This window comes from Massilia sp. 9096 (assembly GCF_000745265.1).
Classification (GTDB): domain Bacteria; phylum Pseudomonadota; class Gammaproteobacteria; order Burkholderiales; family Burkholderiaceae_D; genus Telluria.
Window position 1 is genome coordinate 1,588,795 of record NZ_JQNN01000001.1, and the last position, 19,084, is coordinate 1,607,878.

The window sequence follows — 19,084 nt, forward strand, 5'->3', positions numbered from 1 at the left end:
GGTTACTTCTTCACAGGTTTGTTAGGCTGGGCGCAGACTTCGCCGCCCGCTTGCGCCAGACGCGTCGCCGCCGCTTGCTGAGGCTTGGACATCATCGCCATTTCGCTCGCGCGCTTGGCGTCGTCGTTCATCATCTTGTCCTGGCACACCACGCCGTCCGCGACGCAGCGGTTCAGGATGCGGTGATACAGGTCGCCGTCGACGGCCGCATAGCGGTGCACCGGCTCCTTGATGCTCGGCTTCTCGAGGGTCAGGTAATTGGCGCGGTCGAGATTGCCGCCGGCCGACTTGATCGACTGGACCCAGCCGTCGAAGTCACCCTGGTTCACGCCGCGGTACGAGAAGCGCATGTCCGAATAACCCGCGCCGCTGTAGTTCGACGAGAAACCGACCGACTGCACCGGCTGGTTCTGCACGGCGTTGAGCGTCGTGTCCATGCCCGGCATCGCGTACACCATGCCCGCCAGTTCCGGCACGTAGAAGGCGTTCATCACCGAGGTGGCGCTGATCTTGAAGCGCACCGGGACGCCGGTCGGCACCACCAGTTCGTTCACGGTCGCGATGCCCTGCTCCGGATAGATGAACAGCCACTTCCAGTCCATCGCCACGGCCTGCACCACCAGCGGCTTGGTCGAGGCGGCGATCGGGTGGTTCTCGTCGATGCGGTCGAGCGGACGGTAGGGGTCGAGCTTGTGGGTGTAGATCCAGGTGACCAGGCCGAGCACGATCACGATCAGGAGCGGCGCGCCCCAGATGACCAGTTCGAGCTTGGTGGAGTGATCCCAGTCGGGTTCGTACGCAGCCTCGGTGTTGCTGGCGCGGTATTTGAAAGCGAACCAGACGATCAGGAGAAACACTGGAACGATGATCAACAACATCAGGATCACCGAGACGATGACCAGATGCGCTTCTTGTCGAGCGATGTCGCCGGACGCGTTGAATACCACGGTGTTGCAGCCGGCAAGCAGCGACAACAGCGGGGCAAAAGCGAGTCCTCGGCTTAGGGTTTTAGGAATCATGCTTGTGTTGTACGTTACATGGGAAAGATAACATGCTACTGTAACGCCAACGGTGCACGGTTGGCGATTGGACGTTTTGTCTCACCCTGACCCAAAAAATGGTTTGCGGCGAGACAGTCCAGAGGGGCGTGCCAGCGGGCGGCCGATTGACCTTAGGAGACCTACTATGCAGAGCACGACCACGACGTACGGCGACGCAGGCGCCGCTCCCATTACCGCCCCGCACTCCGGGGCGCGCAACATCAACGCCCGCGACGGCAATATCGCCCCCAGCGAAATCGCGGTCGGCGTGGTCATCGGCCGCACCTCCGAGTACTTCGACTTCTTCGTCTACGCCATTGCCTCGTGCGTGGTGTTTCCCGCGGTGTTCTTCCCGTTCGCCGACCGTCTCGACGGCACGCTGTATTCCTTCGCGATCTTTTCCCTCGCCTACATCTCGCGCCCAATCGCCACACTGGTGTTCATGGCGATCCAGCGCCACTACAGCCGCGAAGTCAAGCTGACCATCGCCCTGTTCCTGATGGGCGCATCCACCGTCGCCATCTCGATGCTGCCGACCTATGCGCGCTGGGGCGACTGGGCCATCATCGCGCTGGCCATCCTGCGCCTCGGCCAGGGCGCGGCGCTGGGCGGCTCGTGGGACGGCCTGCCCTCGCTGCTGGCCCTGAACGCACCGGAACACAAGCGCGGCTGGTATGCGATGCTCGGCCAGCTCGGCGCCCCGACCGGCTTCATCATCGCCGCCGGCATCTTCTATTACCTGCTGTCCGAACTGTCGCAGGACGACTTCCTGGTCTGGGGCTGGCGCTATCCGTTCTACGTCGCCTTCGCGATCAACGTGGTGGCGCTGTTCGCGCGCCTGCGCCTGGTGTCGACGCCCGACTACACCCACCTGCTCGACGAGCACGAACTGGAGCCGGCCCCCGCGCTCGAAGTCACGCGCAACCAGGGCGTCACCATCGTCATCGGCGCGCTGGCCGCGCTGGCCAGCTATGCCCTGTTCCACCTGGTGACGGTGTTCCCGCTGTCCTGGATCCAGCTGTACGACACCCGTTCGGTAGCCGGCTTCCTGGGTGTACAGATGATGGGCGCGGGCCTGGCGGTGGTCGGCGTGATCGCGTCCGGCCTCATCGCCGACCGCTTTGGCCGCCGCAACACGCTCGGCACCGTGGCGATCCTGATCGCGCTGTTCGCCGGCTTCATACCGACCCTGATGGACGGCGGCCAGGCCGGCCAGAACACCTTCATCCTGGTCGGCTTCCTGCTGCTCGGCCTGTCGTACGGCCAGGCGGCCGGCGCGGTCACCTCGAACTTCCAGCCGATGTACCGCTACACCGGCGCCGCCCTGACCTCGGACCTGGCCTGGCTGGTCGGCGCCGCGTTCGCGCCGCTGGTCGCGCTCGGCCTGGCCGCCAACTTCGGCCTCGGCTACGTCAGCCTGTACCTGCTCTCCGGCGCGCTGGGCACGCTGGCGGCACTGAGCATCAACCGCGCGCTCGACATACGCAACTGAGTCGCACCGGAGGCGCAACCGGGCCGCACCGCGGCCCAACCCGGCCTGCCATGGAATCACAGAGCTTACGCCCCGGTCACCGCCGGGGCGTTTTTTTTGCCCGGGTCAGGCGCGTGCGCGGGCCCCGATCAATTCCATCAGCGAGTGCAGGTCGACCGGCTTGGTGAGATGGAAATCGAAGCCGGCGGCGCTCGACTTGACGCGGTCTTCGTCGGTGCCCCAGCCGGTGACGGCCACCAGCACCGCCTCGCGCCCGGCCGGCAGCGCGCGCAGGCGGCGCGCCACCTCGTAGCCGTTCAGGCCCGGCATGCCGATGTCGAGGAAGGCGATGTCGGGCGCGAACCAGGCCGCCGCCTCCAGCGCCATCAGGCCGTTGACGGCCGCTTGCACCGTGTGGCCCTCCATCTCCAGCACCTCGCGCAGCAGCTCGAGCGCGTCCTGGTTGTCGTCGGCCAGCAGGATGCGCAGTCTGCGCGCGCCCGCGCCGCCCGGCCCGGGCACGGCGCCGTCCTCGCCTGCACGCCCGTGCGCGGCCACCGGCAGCTCGACCACGAAACGGCTGCCCTGCCCCGGGCCGGCGCTGTCGGCGCTGACCGAGCCGCCGTGACGCTCGGTCATCTGGCGCACCAGGTGCAGGCCGATGCCGAGACCGCCCGCTTCCTGCTCCGGGTGGCGCCCGACCTGGGTGAACATGTCGAAGATGCGCGGCAGCGATTCGGCCGGGATCCCGATGCCCGAATCGATCACGCCGATGCGCACTCGCTCGCCGCGCACCGGGTCGGCCACCTTGCGCACCTCGAGCCGGATGCGGCCGCCCTCCATCGTGTACTTGGCGGCGTTGGTCAGCAGGTTGCCGACCACCTGGGCCAGCCGGGTCGGGTCGGCGAACAGATGGGTGTTCTCGTCGTGCAGCTCGAGCTGGAAGTCGTGGCGCTTGGCTTCGATCGCCGGCAGCGTCATCTCGACCGCGCGCAGGATGACGTCCTTGAGCACCACGTCGGCTTTTTTCAGTTCCACCTTGCCGCTGTTGATGCGCGCCAGGTCGAGCAAGTCGTCGACCAGGTTGACCAGGTGGCTCACCTGGCGCTCCATCATCGGGCGCACCTTGGCCAGCACGCTCGGTTTGTCGGCGCCGATGCGCAACAGGTCCAGGCCGGTGCGCACCGGCGCCAGGGGGTTGCGCAGCTCGTGCGCCAGCGTCGCCAGGAATTCCGACTGGCGCCGGTTGGCGTCGGCCAGGTCGTCGGCCAGGCGCTGCAGCGTGTCGCTGCGCTGGCGCTCCTCGGTGACGTCGCGCAGGAACACGGCGACGTTGAAGTGGGCCGGGTCGCCGATGCGCGCCGCGTACACGTCCAGCCAGCGACCCAGGTTGGCGCTGTGCTGCACCACGCGCACCGGCAGGCCGATGCGCGCGACGCGGCCATAGATGCGCGACCAGCGGATGTCGTGCTCGCCCACCAGTTCGCGGATGCGCTTGCCTGCCGCGTTGTGCAGGCCGGTGTGCTGGGCAAACGCCGGGTTGGTCTCGAGGATGCGGTGGTCAATGGGTTCGCCGCGCTCGTCGAAGATCATCTGGATGACGCAAAAGCCGACGTCGACCGCGTTCAGCACGGTACGGTAGCGCTGCTCGCCCTGCAGCCGCGCCGATTCGCTCGAGCGCAGCTGGCGCTCGGTCTCGGCCTGGCGCGTCACGTCGAGCACCACGCCGGAGACGCGCACCGGCGCGCCGTCGTCGCCGCACTCCAGGCGGCCGCGCACGTTCACGGTCACCTCGCTGCCGTCCGGACGGCGGACCCGGTGTACCACTTGCAGCGCTTCACCGCGGGTCACGGTCGCATCCAGGCTGGCGCGTACGTGCGCCGCATCGTCCGGATGCACCGGATCGATATAGGCCGCGACCGGTGCGCCGGCGCGCGCCAGCTCTTCCGGGATGCCGTACAGGCGCGCGACGTTGTCGTCGGCCAGCACGCGGCCCGAGTCCAGCTCCCAGCTCCAGGTGCCGACGTCGCCGGCCTCGAGGATCGCTTCCAGGCGCCGCCGCCAGTCGCGCGCGGCGACATCGGCCGTGCGCCGGCCCTGCAGCTGCAGGTCGGACGCACGCTCCTGCAGCTGGGCCTGGGCGCCGGCCAGTGCGTCGCGCAGGGCGGCCGCCTCGCGCTCGGACGCCAGCAATTCGAGGCGCGCCGCGCCCTGGCCGGCCAATGTGCGCAAGGCGAAGCGCCAGGCCGCGTCCACGTTCCGGGCCGGCGCCGGGGCGTCCACCCCGATCTCGCCGGCGTCATCGAACACTGCCAGCACGCCGCGCACGGGCCCGCCCGCGTGCGCCAGCGGCGCGCAGACGCACCAGGGTTCGCCGGCTTGGGCCGTGACAACGCCCTCGGACACGCCCTCGCCCGTACGCGCGAGCGCGAGCAGGCGGTCCAACGACTGAGCTTCGACGGCGGCTGCCGCTGCATCGCCGACGCCATGCGGCGCCGGCCACCAGCGCCGACCGAGCCGGCCGAGGTCGACCATGGCGCGCGGCACGGCCAGCACCTGTACGGCCAGGCGCAGCAGCTCGTCCAGGGCGTTTTCAGTATGAATGTCAAGGCAAGCGCGGGCCGGACCGTTGCCGGTGTCGCCTGCGCCGGCCCCTGCCGGGAATAGCGCGTCAATCCGCATCGTAGTCGTGCAATGGATTTTTCATCGATTCAAGACTGTAACATAGTGCTTTTTCTATGCCGATGGAATTTGTCACGGTTATCGCGACACCCCGGGGGCATGCACTTGCCGGAATGGTTTTGTTACAACTGGCCGCTTGAAATCTGTTGTCTGGACGTCATCACGGTTTCAGGAGGACACAATATGAAATGCGCACTGCTAGTGGACCATGACCCGTTCAACCGCTACAACACATCCGGATTGCTCAAGACCTTCGGCTATGTCGTTGCGGCCACCGACAATGCCCAGACCGCGCTGCACACTGCGCAGACGGTACGCGTCGACGTCGTCCTGACTGACACCGCCTTCAATACGCACGACCGGCGTTCCTTCATCGGGGAGCTCGGGCGCCTGGCGCCGTCGGCGGCGGTCGTCCTGATGACCGAAGTCAGGGCCGGGATTCCGATCTACCACGACGGCTGCAGCGCGGTGCTGACCAAACCGGTCGGCGCGCGCGCATTGCGGCGCGTGCTTGAATTCGGCATCGACGGACTGGGTGCGCTGCCGGCCCACCCGGTCTGGGACCACGAGCGCCGGCGCCTGGCCGACCGCCGCCACCGTGCGCGCTGAGCGCAGTCCGATTCCATCGTCCGCGGTGGGACGGGTTGCGCCAGCGCCCTGCCGCGCGCGACCGCCAAACGAAAGGCTGTGTTCGCGTTAAGTCGACGTTTTAGCCTACCTTGACTGAGCTTGACGTACCGCAGCACACAGCCATTGCGCAGGTGTCTCCAACTCATGTGCATCGAGTAACCGCTGCCACCCAGAATAGTTCGCCAGGTAGCGACTGGCGACACCTTTGAAGCGCATCAGCCAGCTTTTGAAACGGCTGTGCCAGCCATTGACGTTCTTCAGATGAATCGCGCCGCGTGCACGCCGGCCCGCGCGCAGGCTGACGGGCGCGTGGGTGATCCCGGTCTCTGCGGCGAAGCGGGCATACGAAAACTCGTGGTTCGGTGCACACCGGTGTCGCGCGCGGCCTGGCGTACCGTACGCGACTCGAGCATGCACTGAAGATAGGGCAGCCAGCGGTCGCGCTTGCGCAGCCGCGCCAGCGGCGTGCCGCATCGTCACTTCCGATGGGCTAACTCGACAATGCGTAAGACTTCGGCAACGCCGTTTGGTTCACTGAACTAACGCGAACACAGCCAAACGAAAAACGCCGCATGACCTTGGGCCACGCGGCGCTGCATCGGCGCCCGCGGCTTGCGCCACGAGCCTCAATTCAATACATCAGTGCTTGGTCGCACCGATCGTCGACGGGGACGGGATCGCGCCCGGTGGCACGGTGGCGCCATCGTCGGTGGTCTGGTTGCCCATGCCCAGCTCTGCGCCGGTGGTCGGGTCGCTGTTCGGGTCGGACATGGTGCGCTGGGCCATGGCCTTGAGCAGGTCGATGTCCTTGGCCGGCAGGGCGACTTCGGCTTCACCGCTGCCGCCATCGACCGCCATTTGCTTGTCGCGGTCGCTGACGAATTCCCACTGCTCGCCCTGGTTCCACGGACCGCGCATCTCGCCCGGGCCCTGCGACATGTTCATGTACACGTTCGAGAAACGCGGGTCGCCTGGCATTTTGCCCGGAGGGAAGTTCGGCGAAATCGAATACAGCGCCTTTTCGAAGGACTTCTGGTGCGCCACTTCGCGCGTCATCAGGAAGCCCAGCGCTTCTTTCACGCCCGGGTCGTCGGTCAGCGCGATCAGGCGCTCGTAGACGATCTTGGCGCGCGCCTCGGCGGCGATGTTCGAGCGCAGGTCGGCGGTCGGCTCGCCGATGGTGTCGATGTAGGCGGCAGTCCAGGGCACGCCGGCCGAGTTCACCAGCGGCGAACCGGCGCCGTACAGCACCTGGGTCACGTGGCTGTCATTGCCCGCGCCGCTGATCTTGCGATACATCTCGGCTTCGCTGTCGACCGCTTCCGACAGCTCGCCCTTGGCGCCCTTGTTGAGCATGGCGACGATGTGGCCGATCACTTCGAGGTGGCTGAGCTCCTCGGTCGCGATGTCCATCAGCATGTCCTTGCGGCCCGGATCGTCTTCGCTCACGGCCTGGGTGAAGTAGCGCATGGCGGCAGCGAGTTCGCCTTGCGGACCACCGAATTGTTCCAGCATCAGGTTGGCCAGACCCGGGTTCGGCTCGCTGACGCGCACCGTATATTGCAGACGCTTGTTGTGTGCAAACATTACGTTTCCTCCGATTTGGGTTTGGCGCACCGGGACGCGTCCTGCGTCGCCGATACACACATGAACCGCTGTTGCTGCGGCTGTTCGACTTCATGATGGCAGGACGGCAGCGACGAGTAATCAGAAGCTTCGCCGTGTCCTTGTAGGACATTGGACGACAACCTGTTGAGCAAACGCAGTAACTAAGATTTACCAGCGACTACAAGTGCCCGAGGTCATGAACTTTGCCACCGCCTCGGTCAGGCAGCACGATCCGCACCGAGTTCACCATCGGCTCCGAACGCCATGAGGTCGACGGCCTTATCGCTCGGCCGTCTGGGGGATCGACTGACAAGCGCCCGGGACGCCCTCCTACGTTCCACCCCTGGCGCTGGAACTAGCATCGATATCTAACCAACAACGAAGGAGAAGAAGATGTTTTCTCTCAAAAAGCTCAGCCCGTCGATCACCGACATGATCCGCTTCGACCACTCGCACGTCATGGTGACGTTCCACCAGTACACCCGCGACAAGCGCCCGAGCGTCAAGAAAGCCCTGGCCGAGACGATCTGCGACGCGCTGGAAATCCACGCCACGCTGGAAGAAGAGATTTTCTATCCGGTGATGCGCCCGAAAGCGCACGACCAGAAAGTGATGGAAAAGAGCGAGCCAGAGCACGACGACATGCGCCGCGTGATCAGCGAGATCCGCCGCAGCGACCCGAAATCGTCGCACTACGACGACCTGGTGTTCGAGCTGATGCGCGACGTCCAGCACCACGTGGCCGACGAGGAAACCGTGCTGTTGCCGGAAGCCGAGCAGATGCTGAGCAAGGACCGCCTGTCGGAACTGGGCGCGCAGATGACCAAGCGCCGCATGGAACTGATCACGCCGAAGGCCGGCAAGCTGGCCGCCAACCATGCGATCGGTTTCTCGGGCAGCACCGCGGCGATCGTGGTCGGCGTGGCAAGCGCCCTGTTCGCGGCCAAGGCCTTGGGCAGCAAGAAGACTGCTTGATGATCGCAGCCTGGGTCAGCGCCCCATCCAGCCCAGGATCAGCGGCACCAGCCACGGCGCGATCAGCGCCGTGAGCACGCCGTTCAAACCCATGCCCAGGCCGGCGTAGGCGCCCATCTCGGCGCTGACCTGGAATGCGCGCGCGGTGCCGACGCCGTGCGCGGCCACGCCCAGGGCGAGGCCGCGCGCCGCATGCGATTCGACGCGCAAAGCGTTGAGCAGGAATTTCGCCGTGATCGACCCGAAGATGCCGGTGACGATCACCAGCACCGCGGTCAGCGCGGGCACCCCGCCCAGGTGTTCCGAGATCGCCATCGCGATCGGCGTGGTGGCCGACTTGGGCGCCACGGTGCGCGCCAGCTGCGGCGAGGCGCCCAGCAGCAGCGCAACCCCGACCGCCGACACGATCGCCATCACGCAGCCGCTCACCAAGGCGCACAGCAGCGGGAACAGGTGTCGGCGCAGGCGCGGCACCTGGCGCGCGAGCGGCACGGCCAGCGCCACCGTCGCCGGGCCGAGCAGGAAGTGCACGAACTGGGCCCCCGAGAAATAGCGCTGGTAGGACATCCCGCTGGCCAGCAGCACCACGCTTACGATGGCGATCGCGATCAGCACCGGGTTGGCCAGTGGCGACATCCTGGCCTTGGCGTACACCCATTGCGCGAACACGTAGGCGCACAGCGTCAGCGTCAGGCCCAACAGCGGCGACGCCGCCAGGTAGACCCAGAAATGGCCCAGTCCGGAAAGCCCCAGTGCGGAAAAGTTAGGCATCGCCCTGCTCCCGCGCCGGCTTGTCCGACTTCGACAGCGCCTGCATCACGACACCGGTGACCGCCATCGTGGCCAGCGTGCTGACTACCACCGCGGCCACGATCGCCAGCCACTGGCCGTGGCCGGAACTGGCCGCCGCGATCACGCCCACGCCGGCCGGCACGTACAGCAGCGACAGATGGCGCAGCAATTCGTTGGCGCCGGCTTCGATCACCTCGTGCAGGCGCGGGAACGCGACCAGCGCCGCCAGCAGCACCAGCATGCCGGCCACCGGGCCCGGCACCGGCAGCCCGGACAGGAACACGATGCCTTCGCCAAGGCATTGGAACAGCAACAAGAGCGCAAACGCGAGCAGCAAAATCCTTCTCCTTCCCGAAAAACCCTCGGCAGGATAACAGGATCGCGCCGTTCCGGCAGACTCGGGCGCGGCTTAAAAAGTGCGCGCGGCGCTCAGCACCAGCGCGCGGCGGCCGGCGCTGAGGAAGGCCGGCCGGGCATCCTGGCCGGCGCCGGGCGGCGCGATGCGGTCGGAGGAACCGGCTGCGCCATAGGCACGGGTGTAATTCAGCGCGACCTGCCAGCCGCCCTCGAGCTTGCGGTTCAGGCCGGCCTTCAGATCGCGCCAGTCGAACATGCCGCTGCCGCTGCCGGCCACGCGCCCGTCGCCGGCGTGCAGCGCCAGACTCATCGCGTGACCGAGGTCGCGCCGCATGCCGAGGTCGAGGTAGCTGCTGCCGCGCGCGCCGGGCACGCCGAAAAAGTCGTGCGACAGCGTGGTGTTGTAGCGCGCGCTGAGCGGCCCGTAGCGCAAGCCGGTCGACAGTTCGGCGTAGTCGTAGCCGGCCCCGGTCGGCGCACGGCGCTCGCCCGGATAGCTGACATAGCTGAAGGTGGCGTCGAGGTCGACGTCGCCGAACGCGCGGCGGTAGCCGGCGTGGGTGCGCACCGCCACCAGGCCGTTGTCGACCAGGCCGCGGTTGGCGCGCGCGCTGCTCACGCCGACCGTCAAGCCGCCGGCGCGGATGAAGTCGAGCGCGGCCAGCACGGCCGGGCCGTCCTGGCGCACGCCGTGCGCGACGGTTTGCGCGGCGAAGCTGCCGGCGCCGGTCTGCTCGAACGGCGTGACGGTCGAGGTGAACGTGTCGGCGCTGAAGCTGTCCGCGGTAAAGCTTTCGTGAGCGGCGCCGTCGGCGGCATGCGCCAGCGTGCAGCCGGTGATGAGCAGCAAGGCCACGAATGGCCGGATTGCGGGGGTCATGGGAGTGAGCGTAGAGACTGAATAGATTCCGTACGGAAATTCTACGGTCTTTACCTCACCAATCGCGCACTTTCGGTCACAAAATGCTGGCCGCATCGCGTATATGCGGCGTGCATGCGACATCTGCGCGCCGTCACGATAGCAAGCTGTCCAGCTTCCTTGTCTGGCTGACACGCCGGCACGAGCGCCTTGAAAACAAACGGATTTCCAACTTGCCAAAACCGAGCGGCGGGCGCCGCGCCAGGCTGCGGCGCCACGCCCGCCGGCGTAACCGGCGGTTTCGATCAGGCCGCCGTCTTGAGCGCCCCGCGCCGCAGCTGGTCGCGTTCCATCGATTCGAACAGCGCTTTGAAATTGCCCTCGCCGAAGCCCTCGTCGCCCTTGCGCTGGATGAACTCGAAGAACACCGGGCCCAGCTGGTTTTCCGAAAAGATCTGCAGCAGCAGGCGTTTCGAATCGCCTTCGACCTTGCCGTCCACCAGCAGCCCGCGCGCCTGCAGTTGGCCGATGTCCTCGCCATGGCCGGGCAGGCGGCCTTCCAGCATCTCGTAATAGGTCACCGGGGGCGCGCTCATCAACGGGATGCCGGCGGCGCGCAGGCCGTCGACGGTCGCGAAGATGTCATCGGTCAGCAGTGCGATGTGCTGGATGCCTTCGCCGTTGAATTTCAACAGGAATTCCTCGATCTGGCCGCCGCCGCTTTGCGATTCCTCATTGAGCGGAATGCGGATCTTGCCGTCCGGCGCGGTCATCGCCTTCGAGGTCAGGCCGGTGTATTCGCCCTGGATGTCGAAATAGCGGATCTCGCGGAAGTTGAACAGTTTTTCGTAGAAGCCGGCCCAGTAGCTCATGCGGCCGCGGTAGACGTTGTGGGTCAGGTGGTCGATGATGCTCAAGCCGTGGCCCTTGGGCTTGCGCTCGACGCCGTCGACCCACTCGAAGTCGATGTCATAGATCGACTTGCCGACGTTCTCGCCCTCGTCGAAGCGGTCGATCAAGTACAGCGGCGCGCCGCCGATGCCCTTGATGGCCGGCAGGCGCAACTCCATCGGACCGGTCGGGATGTCCAGCGGGATCGCGCCCAGCTCGAGCGCGCGCGCGTAGGCCTTGTGGGCATCGCGCACGCGGAAGGCCATGCCGCAGGCCGAGGCGCCGTGCTCCTGGGCGAAGTAGGCCGCGGCGCTTTTCGGCTCGTTGTTGACGATGAAGTTGATCTCGCCCTGGCGGTACAGCGCCACGTCCTTCGAGCGGTGCACGGCGACCCGGGTAAAGCCCAGATTCTCGAAGATCGGCTCGAGCACGCCCGGGGTCGGCGAAGCGAATTCGACGAACTCGAAGCCCATCAGGCCCATCGGATTCTCAAACAGGTCAGCCATTGTCTTGTTTCCTCTATGTCTATGATTATTCTTCTTCGCCAGCCTAGCTCGTGACTACTCGGCGAAGACCTCCGCAATCAGCCCGCGCAGCCACTGGATGCCGGGATCGTGGTTGAAGCGCCGGTGCCAGAAGGCGTTGGTCTGCAGGGTCGGCAGCTGCAAGGGCGGCTCGATCCACTCCAGCCCGAACGGCCCGGCCGCGCTCTCGGCCAGCTTTTGCGGTACCGTCACCACCAGTTCGGAAGTGGCGACGATGTAGGGCACCGCGGTGAAATGCGGCACCCGATACCTGCCCTGCGCCTGCGCCCCCACCCCGGCCTTGGCCAACAGGGTGTTGATGCGGTCGTACGGGCTCTGCGCCGCGTCGACGATCAGGTGCGTCGCCGCGGCGAAGCGCGCCAGGTCGACCGTCCCGCGCCCGAGCGGATGGCCCTTGCGGAACATCGTCACGAAGCGCTGGCGGAACAGCTGGCGCTGGTACAACGCTTCCGACACGTCCTCGAACGCCCCGATGGCCATGTCGACCCGGCCGGTTTCCATGTCGTCCTTCAGCGTCGCGCCGTTCACACGGCTGGACGCGAGCTCCACGTTCGGCGCCAGCGCGCGGCAGCGCTCGATCAGCGTCGGCATGAAGTACACCTCGCCGACGTCGGTCATGGCCAGCGTGAAGCGGCGCGTGCTGGTGCCCGCCTCGAAACGGCTGCGCTGGCTCAGCGCCAGCGCGACCTGGGCCAGCGCCGCGCCGATCGGCTCGGCCATCTGCTGCGCCAGCGGCGTGGGTTGCATGCCGTGCGAGGTGCGCACGAAAAGCTCGTCGCCGAAAGTCTTGCGCAGGCGCGCCAGCGCATTGCTCACCGCCGATTGCGTCAGTCCCAGGCGGCGTGCCGCGTTGGATATCTGGCGCTCCCGGTACACTTCCTGAAACACGGACAGCAGATTGAGGTCGATGCTAGAGGGTTCCATCGTGCCTTCGATAGTGTTATTGATGTGCCAAATAGTCTACATTTTTCTATTCAGCTCGTAAAACTGCGCACGCTCCTCTACAGTGACAAAAAGCACGCAGGAGACTCTCTTGAACGCCATTGACACAAAGACCGATTACATGAGCGGCTTCGGCAACGAATTCGCCACCGAAGCACTGCCCGGCGCCCTGCCCGCGCACCGCAATTCGCCGCAGCGCGTCGCCTACGGCCTGTATGCCGAGCAACTGTCCGGCACCGCCTTCAGCGCCCCGCGCGGCCAGAACCGCCGCTCCTGGCTGTACCGGATCCGCCCGGCGGCCCAGCACGGCGCCTTTACCCGCATCGACAACGGCCGCTTGGCCAGCGACTTCGAGCACGGCGCGCCCTCGCCCAACCAGATGCGCTGGAGCCCGCTGCCGCTGCCCGATGCCCCCACTGACTTCGTCGACGGCCTGGTCACGATGGCCGGCAATGGCGCGAGCGCGGCCATGAGCGGCTGCGCGATCCACCTGTACGCGGCCAACCAGTCGATGCATGGACGCTATTTTTATTCGGGCGATGGCGAACTCCTGATCGTGCCGCAACAAGGGCGCCTGGCGCTCGCCACCGAGTTCGGCCTGCTCGAGGTCGAACCGCAGGAAATCGCGGTGATCCCGCGCGGCGTGCGCTTCGCGGTGACGCTGCCGGACGGCGAGGCGCGCGGCTACGTCTGCGAGAACTTCGGCGCGCTGCTGCGCCTGCCGGACCTGGGCCCGATCGGCAGCAACGGCCTGGCCAACCCGCGCGACTTCCTCACGCCCGTGGCGCGCTACGAAGACCTGGACGGCGACTTCGAGCTGGTGGCCAAGTTCGGCGGCAACCTGTGGCGCGCCGACATTGGCCACTCGCCGCTCGACGTGGTGGCCTGGCACGGCAACTACGCGCCCTACAAATACGACCTGCGCCACTTCAACACGATCGGCTCGGTCAGCTACGACCATCCCGACCCGTCGATCTTCCTGGTGCTGCACGCCCCGTCCGATACGCCGGGCGTGGACACGCTCGACTTCGTCATCTTCCCGCCGCGCTGGCTGGCCGGCGAGGACACCTTCCGTCCGCCCTGGTTCCACCGCAACGTCGCCAGCGAGTTCATGGGCCTGATCCACGGCGCCTACGACGCCAAGGCCGAGGGCTTCGTGCCCGGCGGGGCCAGCCTGCACAACTGCATGAGCGGCCACGGCCCGGACGCCGCGACGTTCGACAAGGCCAGCAGCGCCGACACCAGCCGCCCGCACAGGGTCACGGACACGATGGCCTTCATGTTCGAAACGCGCAATCCGATCGTCGCCACCGGGCAAGCCTCGAACTCGCCGCAGCTGCAAGCCAATTACCAGGATTGCTGGGCCGGCATCCAGCACCGCTTCGATCCCGCGAAACGATGAGCCCAGCCGTGCGCGCGTAAGGACGGTGGTCATGCGATGATCAGGCCGACAACCTTGGAACCCGCCCCGATCGCATGGCCGACATCATCATCATCTTCGCCCTCATCCTGCTCAACGGGGTGTTTTCGCTGTCCGAGCTGGCCGTCGTCTCTGCCAAGCACCTGCGTCTCGAACGCATGGCCCAGCAGGGCCGGCGCGGCGCGCGCACCGCCATCGGACTGGCGGACGATCCCAGCCGTTTCCTCTCCACGGTGCAGGTCGGGATCACGCTGATCGGCATCTTCAACGGCGCCTTCGGCGAAGCCTCGCTGGTGGCGAAACTCACGCCGCAGCTGGCCGGCATGGGCGTGCCGGATGCGTACGCGCGCCCGGTCGCCCTGGCGATCGTCGTGGTGGCCATCACCTTCGTCTCGATCGTGGTGGGCGAGCTTGTTCCCAAGCGTATCGCCATCCTGTATCCCGAACAGCTGGCGGCGATGGTCTCGCGCCCGATGAAGACGCTGTCCCGCCTGATGCATCCGTTCGTGTGGCTGCTGTCCAAGACCACCGACTTCATCATGCGCGTGCTCGGCATGCGCCATCGGAAGGAGGAAGTCGCGACCGAGGACGAAGTCACCGGCATGATCAAGGAAAGCACCGAGGCCGGCGTGTTCGAAAAGGGCGAGTACGACATCGCCGCGCGCGCGCTGCGCCTGGACGACTGGCATTTGCGCGCGCTGATGACCCCGCGCATCGACCTCGAATTCGTCGACCTCGACCAGCCGCTGGCGGCCAACCTGGAGCGCATCGCCGCGTCGCCCTACAGCCGCTTCCCGGTCTACCGCGGCGACCGCGCACAGGTCCTGGGCGTGGTGCGCGCGCGCAACCTGTTCGGCCAGGCGATCCGCTGCAAGTCGCTCGAGAAGATCGACATCGAGCAAGCCATCGAGCCGATCCTTTACGTGCCGGAATCGGTCAGCGCCATCGACCTGCTCGAGCAGCTCAAGCAGCACCGCGCCGAGCTGGCGATGATCGTCGACGAATACGGCGACATCCAGGGCATGGTCACGCTGACCGACGTCATGGGCGCGCTGGTCGGAGAAGTCTCGGACGGCGACGACGGCGAGCACGAGGACGCGGTCAAGCGCGACGACGGCAGCTGGTTCGTCGACGGTGGCATGGTGCTCGAGCGCTTCCGCGAGCTGACCGAGACCCACACCGCCTTCCCCGACGAGGACAGCGCGGCCTATCATACGCTGGCCGGCTTCGTGCTGTACCAGCTCGGCTACATCCCGAAAGCCGGCGAAACGCTCGACTGGGACGGCTGGCGCTTCGAGGTGGCCGACATGGACGGCAACCGCATCGACCGCCTGCTGGCCACGCCGCTGCCACGCGCACCGGACGCCGAGCTGGACCCGGACCAGGACTGACACGATTCAAGGAGAACCCCATGCGCACCAGCATCGCCCTCGCCATCGGCGCGGTTTTCGGCGCCACCTGCGTGGCCGCGGCCTTGGCCTTTGCCCAGCAAGGCAAGCCGCAGGTCACCCCGCCCGGCCAGGACAAGACCGCCGTCACGCGCGCGCTCGAAGCGGGCGCCATGGTCATGCAGGGCAACGCGCCGCTGCACGGCTTCGACATCTACCTGGACGGCTTCCACTCGATGAAGGAACATCCCGACCAGCAGATGGAAGCGCACCACTTCTGCCGCCAGGTCAACGAAGACATGGCCCAGTGCGCGCTATTCGACGGCAACACCGCCAACGCCAACCTCGACGGCATCGAATACATCATCTCGGAAAAGCTGTTCGCCACGCTGCCGGCGAACGAGCGCCAGTACTGGCACCCGCACAACGGCGAGATCCTGAGCGGCCAGCTGATCGCCCCGGGCATCCCGCAGGCGGCCGAGCACGAGCTGATGAAAAAGAAGATGAACAGCTACGGCAAGACCTGGCACGTGTGGAACACCAACATGAATGGCAAGCGCGGCGACGCCCTGCCGCTCGGCCCGGCGATGCTGGCCTGGTCGTTCAGCCGCGATGGCGAGCTGATGCCGCAACTGCAGGACGCGCGCGACACGCGCACCAAGATCAGTACGGCCGAGCGGCGCAAGGATCGCGCCGACCTGCGCCAGCTGGCCAGGCCGCAGGCGGGCGTGGATGATTTGAAAGGCAAGTACGGCAGGCCGACCACCGACATTCCGGGCGTCGTCGACGTGAAAGCGGCCGGGGCTGCCGGCCGCTGAGGTCGAGGCGTCGTCACGGCGCAGGCCGGGACGACGCCGTCATGGGCCGGGATTACATGCCCGGTCCGCCACCGCCGCCGCCGCCGCCACCCCAACCGCCGCCGCCGGGACCGAAGCCGCCGGCGCCATCGCCGCCCGGCCCGCCCGGCCCGCCGGGGCCGCCGCGGAACATGCCGCGCCCCGCGCCGTTGCGCAGCCGGTCGTCGCCGGTGACGCCGCCCCAGGTGTAGCGCAGGCCGATCGACACCAGGCGCGGCTGGCTGACCGTCAGGTTGTGCAGGTTCAGCACCTCGTTGTCCACGAAGGTCTCGGAATTGCCGGTGTGGAAGACATTGCTCACGTTCAGGTTCAGCGACAGGCGCGGCGTCACCCGGTGCAGCCAGGTGAAATTGGTCATCGTGGTCGCGCCGGTCGTGCCCTGGCCGGTCAGGCCGGCGCCGGTGTGATTCACGTTCAGCTGGAACGAATCCATGCCGAGCTGGTAGGCCAGGCGCAGCTTGGCGTTTTCCTTGTGGTTCTTCTGCTCCTGACCCGACATGTCGTTCGCCAGGCTCGACAGGCGCAAGCGCTTCTCGTTGAGGATGGTCGCGCCCAGGTTGGCCGAGAGGCCCGGGATGAACAGCTTGCGCACGTTGAAGTTCAGGTCGACCCCGACCTGGTCGTTGGCGCCATAGTTCAACGGTGAGGTCACGATCACGTTCGGGTCGGTCGCGAGCGCATAGTTCAGGTTGCTGACCACCGGCGACTCGCGCCGCTTGAACAGGGTAAAACTGCTGTCGACGCCGAAGAAGCGGTCGCGATACGCCAGCTCGACCAGGTCGTTGCTCACCGGCTGCAGCTGCGGATTGCCCTGGCGCGCCGAAAAATCGCTCAGGTAGACCAGGTTGGGGTTCAGGTCGCGCTCGTTGGGACGCTGCACGCGGCGGCTGGCGCGCAGCTGCAGCATGCCGCCGTCTTTCAGGTCGCGCGTCGCGTAAAAACTCGGCAGCCAGTTGGTGTAATAGTACTTGTCGGTCTCGTTCAACAGCGGCTGGTGGACGTTCAGCTCGGTGTACTCGCCGCGCAGGCCGCCCTGGATGCTCAGGTTGTCGAACAGCTTGGCGCTGAGGATGCCGTAGATCGCCGCGTTCTTGTCGTCCGAGTCGAAATTGCTGATGCGGCTGGGCAGCGGCAGGTATTCGCCGGTGAGCGGGTCTTCGGCCAGGTAATTGGTCGGGTTGTCGTTCCGGCTGTCGGCGTACTTGGCGCCGGCCTTCATGTGCCAGCTGCTCCACAGGTTGCGCTCGTAGTCCAGCGAGATGTCGAGGATGCGGTTGCGCGAATCGGTCGAGCGGACACTGTTGGCGGTGTACGGCGTCGGCTGCAGGCGGTAATCGTACAGCACGGTCTGGTCCGAGCTGCTGTCCTGCCCGGTGTAGCGCAGGTCGAACTTCAAGTCTTCGCCCGGGACGCCGCTCTTGTGGTCGTACGAGGCGCCCACGCCGAAACTGTCGGCCGGCCGGGTCGAATGGGAATAGCTGGTGTAGTCGGCGATCGGGTCCATCGCGCCGCCAAAGCGCTGGGTCGAGCGGACGCTGTCGACGTCGTTGTGGCTCTTCGAATAGCTGACCGAGGCGCCGACCTGGTCGCGCTCGCCGAGGTTGTAGGTGAACGTCGACGCGGCATTCAAGCCCTGCTGCTTCGTATGCGAGTTGCCGCTCGAGTCCTGGGCGGAGGTGGGGGCGCCGGTGGCCGGATCGAGGTCCTGGCGCTGCTGCTCGTTGTAGCTGTCGCGCACGCTGTTGCGCACGCCGATGTTGCCGCTGATTGAGTACGGCCCTTCCGCGTGTTCGCCGTTCAGGAAGCCGGTGTAGCGCCCTTCGGTTCCCTTGTTGACGCTCATGTTCGCGCGCGAACCGGGCTTGCGGTTGCGCTTGAGGACCAGGTTGATGATCGGCCCGCTGCCGCCTTCGTTGCCGAACTCGGCGCCCGGGACGTTGATCACCTCGATCGATTCGATCGCCTCGGCCGGGAAGGAGTTGAGCGCGTCGCCGCGGTTCTGGCCCTGGAACTGGGCGTCGCGCTTGCCGTTGACCATGATCTGCACATTCGAATTGCCACGCAGCTGGACGTTGCCGTCCTGGTCGACCGAGACCGAGGGCACGTTGTTCAGGATGTCGGACGCGGAGGCGTTGCTGACGCTGATGTCGTTCTTGGTCTCGTAGACGTCGCGGTCGACCTTGTTGGTCGGGCGCGTGGCGACGACTTCGACGGTGGCGACGTCGTCCGCCCCCTTGCTGGTGGCGCCGCTGCCGGCGGGCGCCCGGGCGGCGGTGGTCGCGCCGGCCTGTGCGGCCGCGCCCGAGGCCGGCGCCGTGGTCTGGGCCAGCAGCGGCTGGGTGACGAAACAGCCCAGCAGCAGCGCGGGCAGCAGTTTGAGCGCCAGCCTGTCGCCGGCCTTGGCGCGGGCCTCAGGGGTGGCGGTGGGAATGGTCGAGCTTGTTACGTGACGTCCTTGCAAGCGCATTGTAAATATTGTTTTGTTAGTGAACAGACACTGGTCGTGGCGAAATCGTTTCAAATGGTACAGCCAGTCGCATGTTTCTTGGGTAACAAGGGTGTAAATAAAAGTAAAGTCAGCCATTTGCGCCCGCCGCACGTCGTATCGATTAAAATCGATAACATTT

General features: G+C 66.5%; 15 protein-coding genes. 6 read left to right on the forward strand and 9 right to left on the reverse strand.

The features are described from left to right. Nucleotides 1-2: 2 nt before the first annotated feature. Nucleotides 3-1,019, reverse strand: coding sequence for a ubiquinol oxidase subunit II (gene cyoA, locus FA90_RS06915; RefSeq protein ID WP_036167278.1), 1,017 nt, complete (start codon nt 1,017-1,019; stop codon nt 3-5). 166 nt (nt 1,020-1,185) lie between these two features. Here cyoA and FA90_RS06920 point away from each other — a divergent pair, with 166 nt between their 5' ends. After that, the gene (locus FA90_RS06920; protein WP_036167280.1) at nt 1,186-2,532 is read left to right on the forward strand and encodes an MFS transporter; all 1,347 of its coding nucleotides are present in this window, start codon (nt 1,186-1,188) and stop codon (nt 2,530-2,532) included. A 105-nt stretch (nt 2,533-2,637) separates the two neighbouring features. Here the strand turns inward: FA90_RS06920 and FA90_RS06925 are convergent, their stop codons facing one another. Further along, complete coding sequence (locus tag FA90_RS06925) at nt 2,638-5,193, reverse strand: ATP-binding protein (protein ID WP_051971525.1); 2,556 nt, start codon at nt 5,191-5,193, stop codon at nt 2,638-2,640. 183 nt (nt 5,194-5,376) lie between these two features. Between FA90_RS06925 and FA90_RS06930 the strand changes: the two genes are divergently transcribed. After that, nucleotides 5,377-5,802, forward strand: coding sequence for a response regulator (locus FA90_RS06930; protein ID WP_197065254.1), 426 nt, complete (start codon nt 5,377-5,379; stop codon nt 5,800-5,802). Between the two features lie 660 nt (nt 5,803-6,462). Here the strand turns inward: FA90_RS06930 and FA90_RS06935 are convergent. After that, nucleotides 6,463-7,410 (reverse strand): manganese catalase family protein, encoded by a 948-nt coding sequence (locus tag FA90_RS06935; RefSeq protein WP_081933704.1) that lies wholly within the window; start codon nt 7,408-7,410, stop codon nt 6,463-6,465. 414 nt (nt 7,411-7,824) lie between these two features. Between FA90_RS06935 and FA90_RS06940 the strand changes: the two genes are divergently transcribed. Beyond that, nucleotides 7,825-8,406 (forward strand): hemerythrin domain-containing protein, encoded by a 582-nt coding sequence (locus FA90_RS06940; RefSeq protein ID WP_036167286.1) that lies wholly within the window; start codon nt 7,825-7,827, stop codon nt 8,404-8,406. 15 nt (nt 8,407-8,421) lie between these two features. Here the strand turns inward: FA90_RS06940 and FA90_RS06945 are convergent, their stop codons facing one another. From FA90_RS06945 to FA90_RS06965, 5 genes are all read right to left on the reverse strand, one after another. Further along, the gene (locus FA90_RS06945; RefSeq protein ID WP_036167289.1) at nt 8,422-9,177 is read right to left on the reverse strand and encodes an LrgB family protein; all 756 of its coding nucleotides are present in this window, start codon (nt 9,175-9,177) and stop codon (nt 8,422-8,424) included. Further along, on the reverse strand, nt 9,170-9,535 hold the full coding sequence (locus tag FA90_RS06950; protein WP_036167292.1) for a CidA/LrgA family protein: 366 nt from the start codon (nt 9,533-9,535) through the stop codon (nt 9,170-9,172). Before FA90_RS06950 ends, FA90_RS06945 begins: the two co-directional genes overlap by 8 nt. Nucleotides 9,536-9,607: 72 nt before the next feature. Beyond that, nucleotides 9,608-10,435 (reverse strand): TorF family putative porin, encoded by an 828-nt coding sequence (locus tag FA90_RS24875; RefSeq protein WP_051971526.1) that lies wholly within the window; start codon nt 10,433-10,435, stop codon nt 9,608-9,610. Nucleotides 10,436-10,719: 284 nt separating this feature from the next. Continuing rightward, nucleotides 10,720-11,811: a 4-hydroxyphenylpyruvate dioxygenase gene (gene hppD / locus FA90_RS06960; RefSeq protein WP_036167295.1), complete on the reverse strand. Its 1,092-nt coding sequence runs from the start codon at nt 11,809-11,811 to the stop codon at nt 10,720-10,722. A gap of 54 nt (nt 11,812-11,865) precedes the next feature. Further along, on the reverse strand, nt 11,866-12,774 hold the full coding sequence (locus FA90_RS06965; RefSeq protein ID WP_036167298.1) for a LysR family transcriptional regulator: 909 nt from the start codon (nt 12,772-12,774) through the stop codon (nt 11,866-11,868). Nucleotides 12,775-12,913: 139 nt separating this feature from the next. On the opposite strand from FA90_RS06965, the gene hmgA reads away from it, so the two are divergent. From hmgA to FA90_RS06980, 3 genes are all read left to right on the forward strand, one after another. Continuing rightward, nucleotides 12,914-14,194: a homogentisate 1,2-dioxygenase gene (gene hmgA, locus FA90_RS06970; RefSeq protein WP_051971527.1), complete on the forward strand. Its 1,281-nt coding sequence runs from the start codon at nt 12,914-12,916 to the stop codon at nt 14,192-14,194. Nucleotides 14,195-14,268: 74 nt separating this feature from the next. After that, entirely contained in the window at nt 14,269-15,603 is a 1,335-nt protein-coding gene (locus FA90_RS06975; protein ID WP_036167304.1) for a hemolysin family protein, read from the forward strand. Between the two features lie 20 nt (nt 15,604-15,623). After that, nucleotides 15,624-16,418 (forward strand): OBAP family protein, encoded by a 795-nt coding sequence (locus FA90_RS06980; protein ID WP_051971528.1) that lies wholly within the window; start codon nt 15,624-15,626, stop codon nt 16,416-16,418. A gap of 52 nt (nt 16,419-16,470) precedes the next feature. Here the strand turns inward: FA90_RS06980 and FA90_RS06985 are convergent, their stop codons facing one another. Then, nucleotides 16,471-18,924 (reverse strand): outer membrane beta-barrel family protein, encoded by a 2,454-nt coding sequence (locus FA90_RS06985; RefSeq protein ID WP_036167307.1) that lies wholly within the window; start codon nt 18,922-18,924, stop codon nt 16,471-16,473. Between the last annotated feature and the right edge of the window lie 160 nt (nt 18,925-19,084).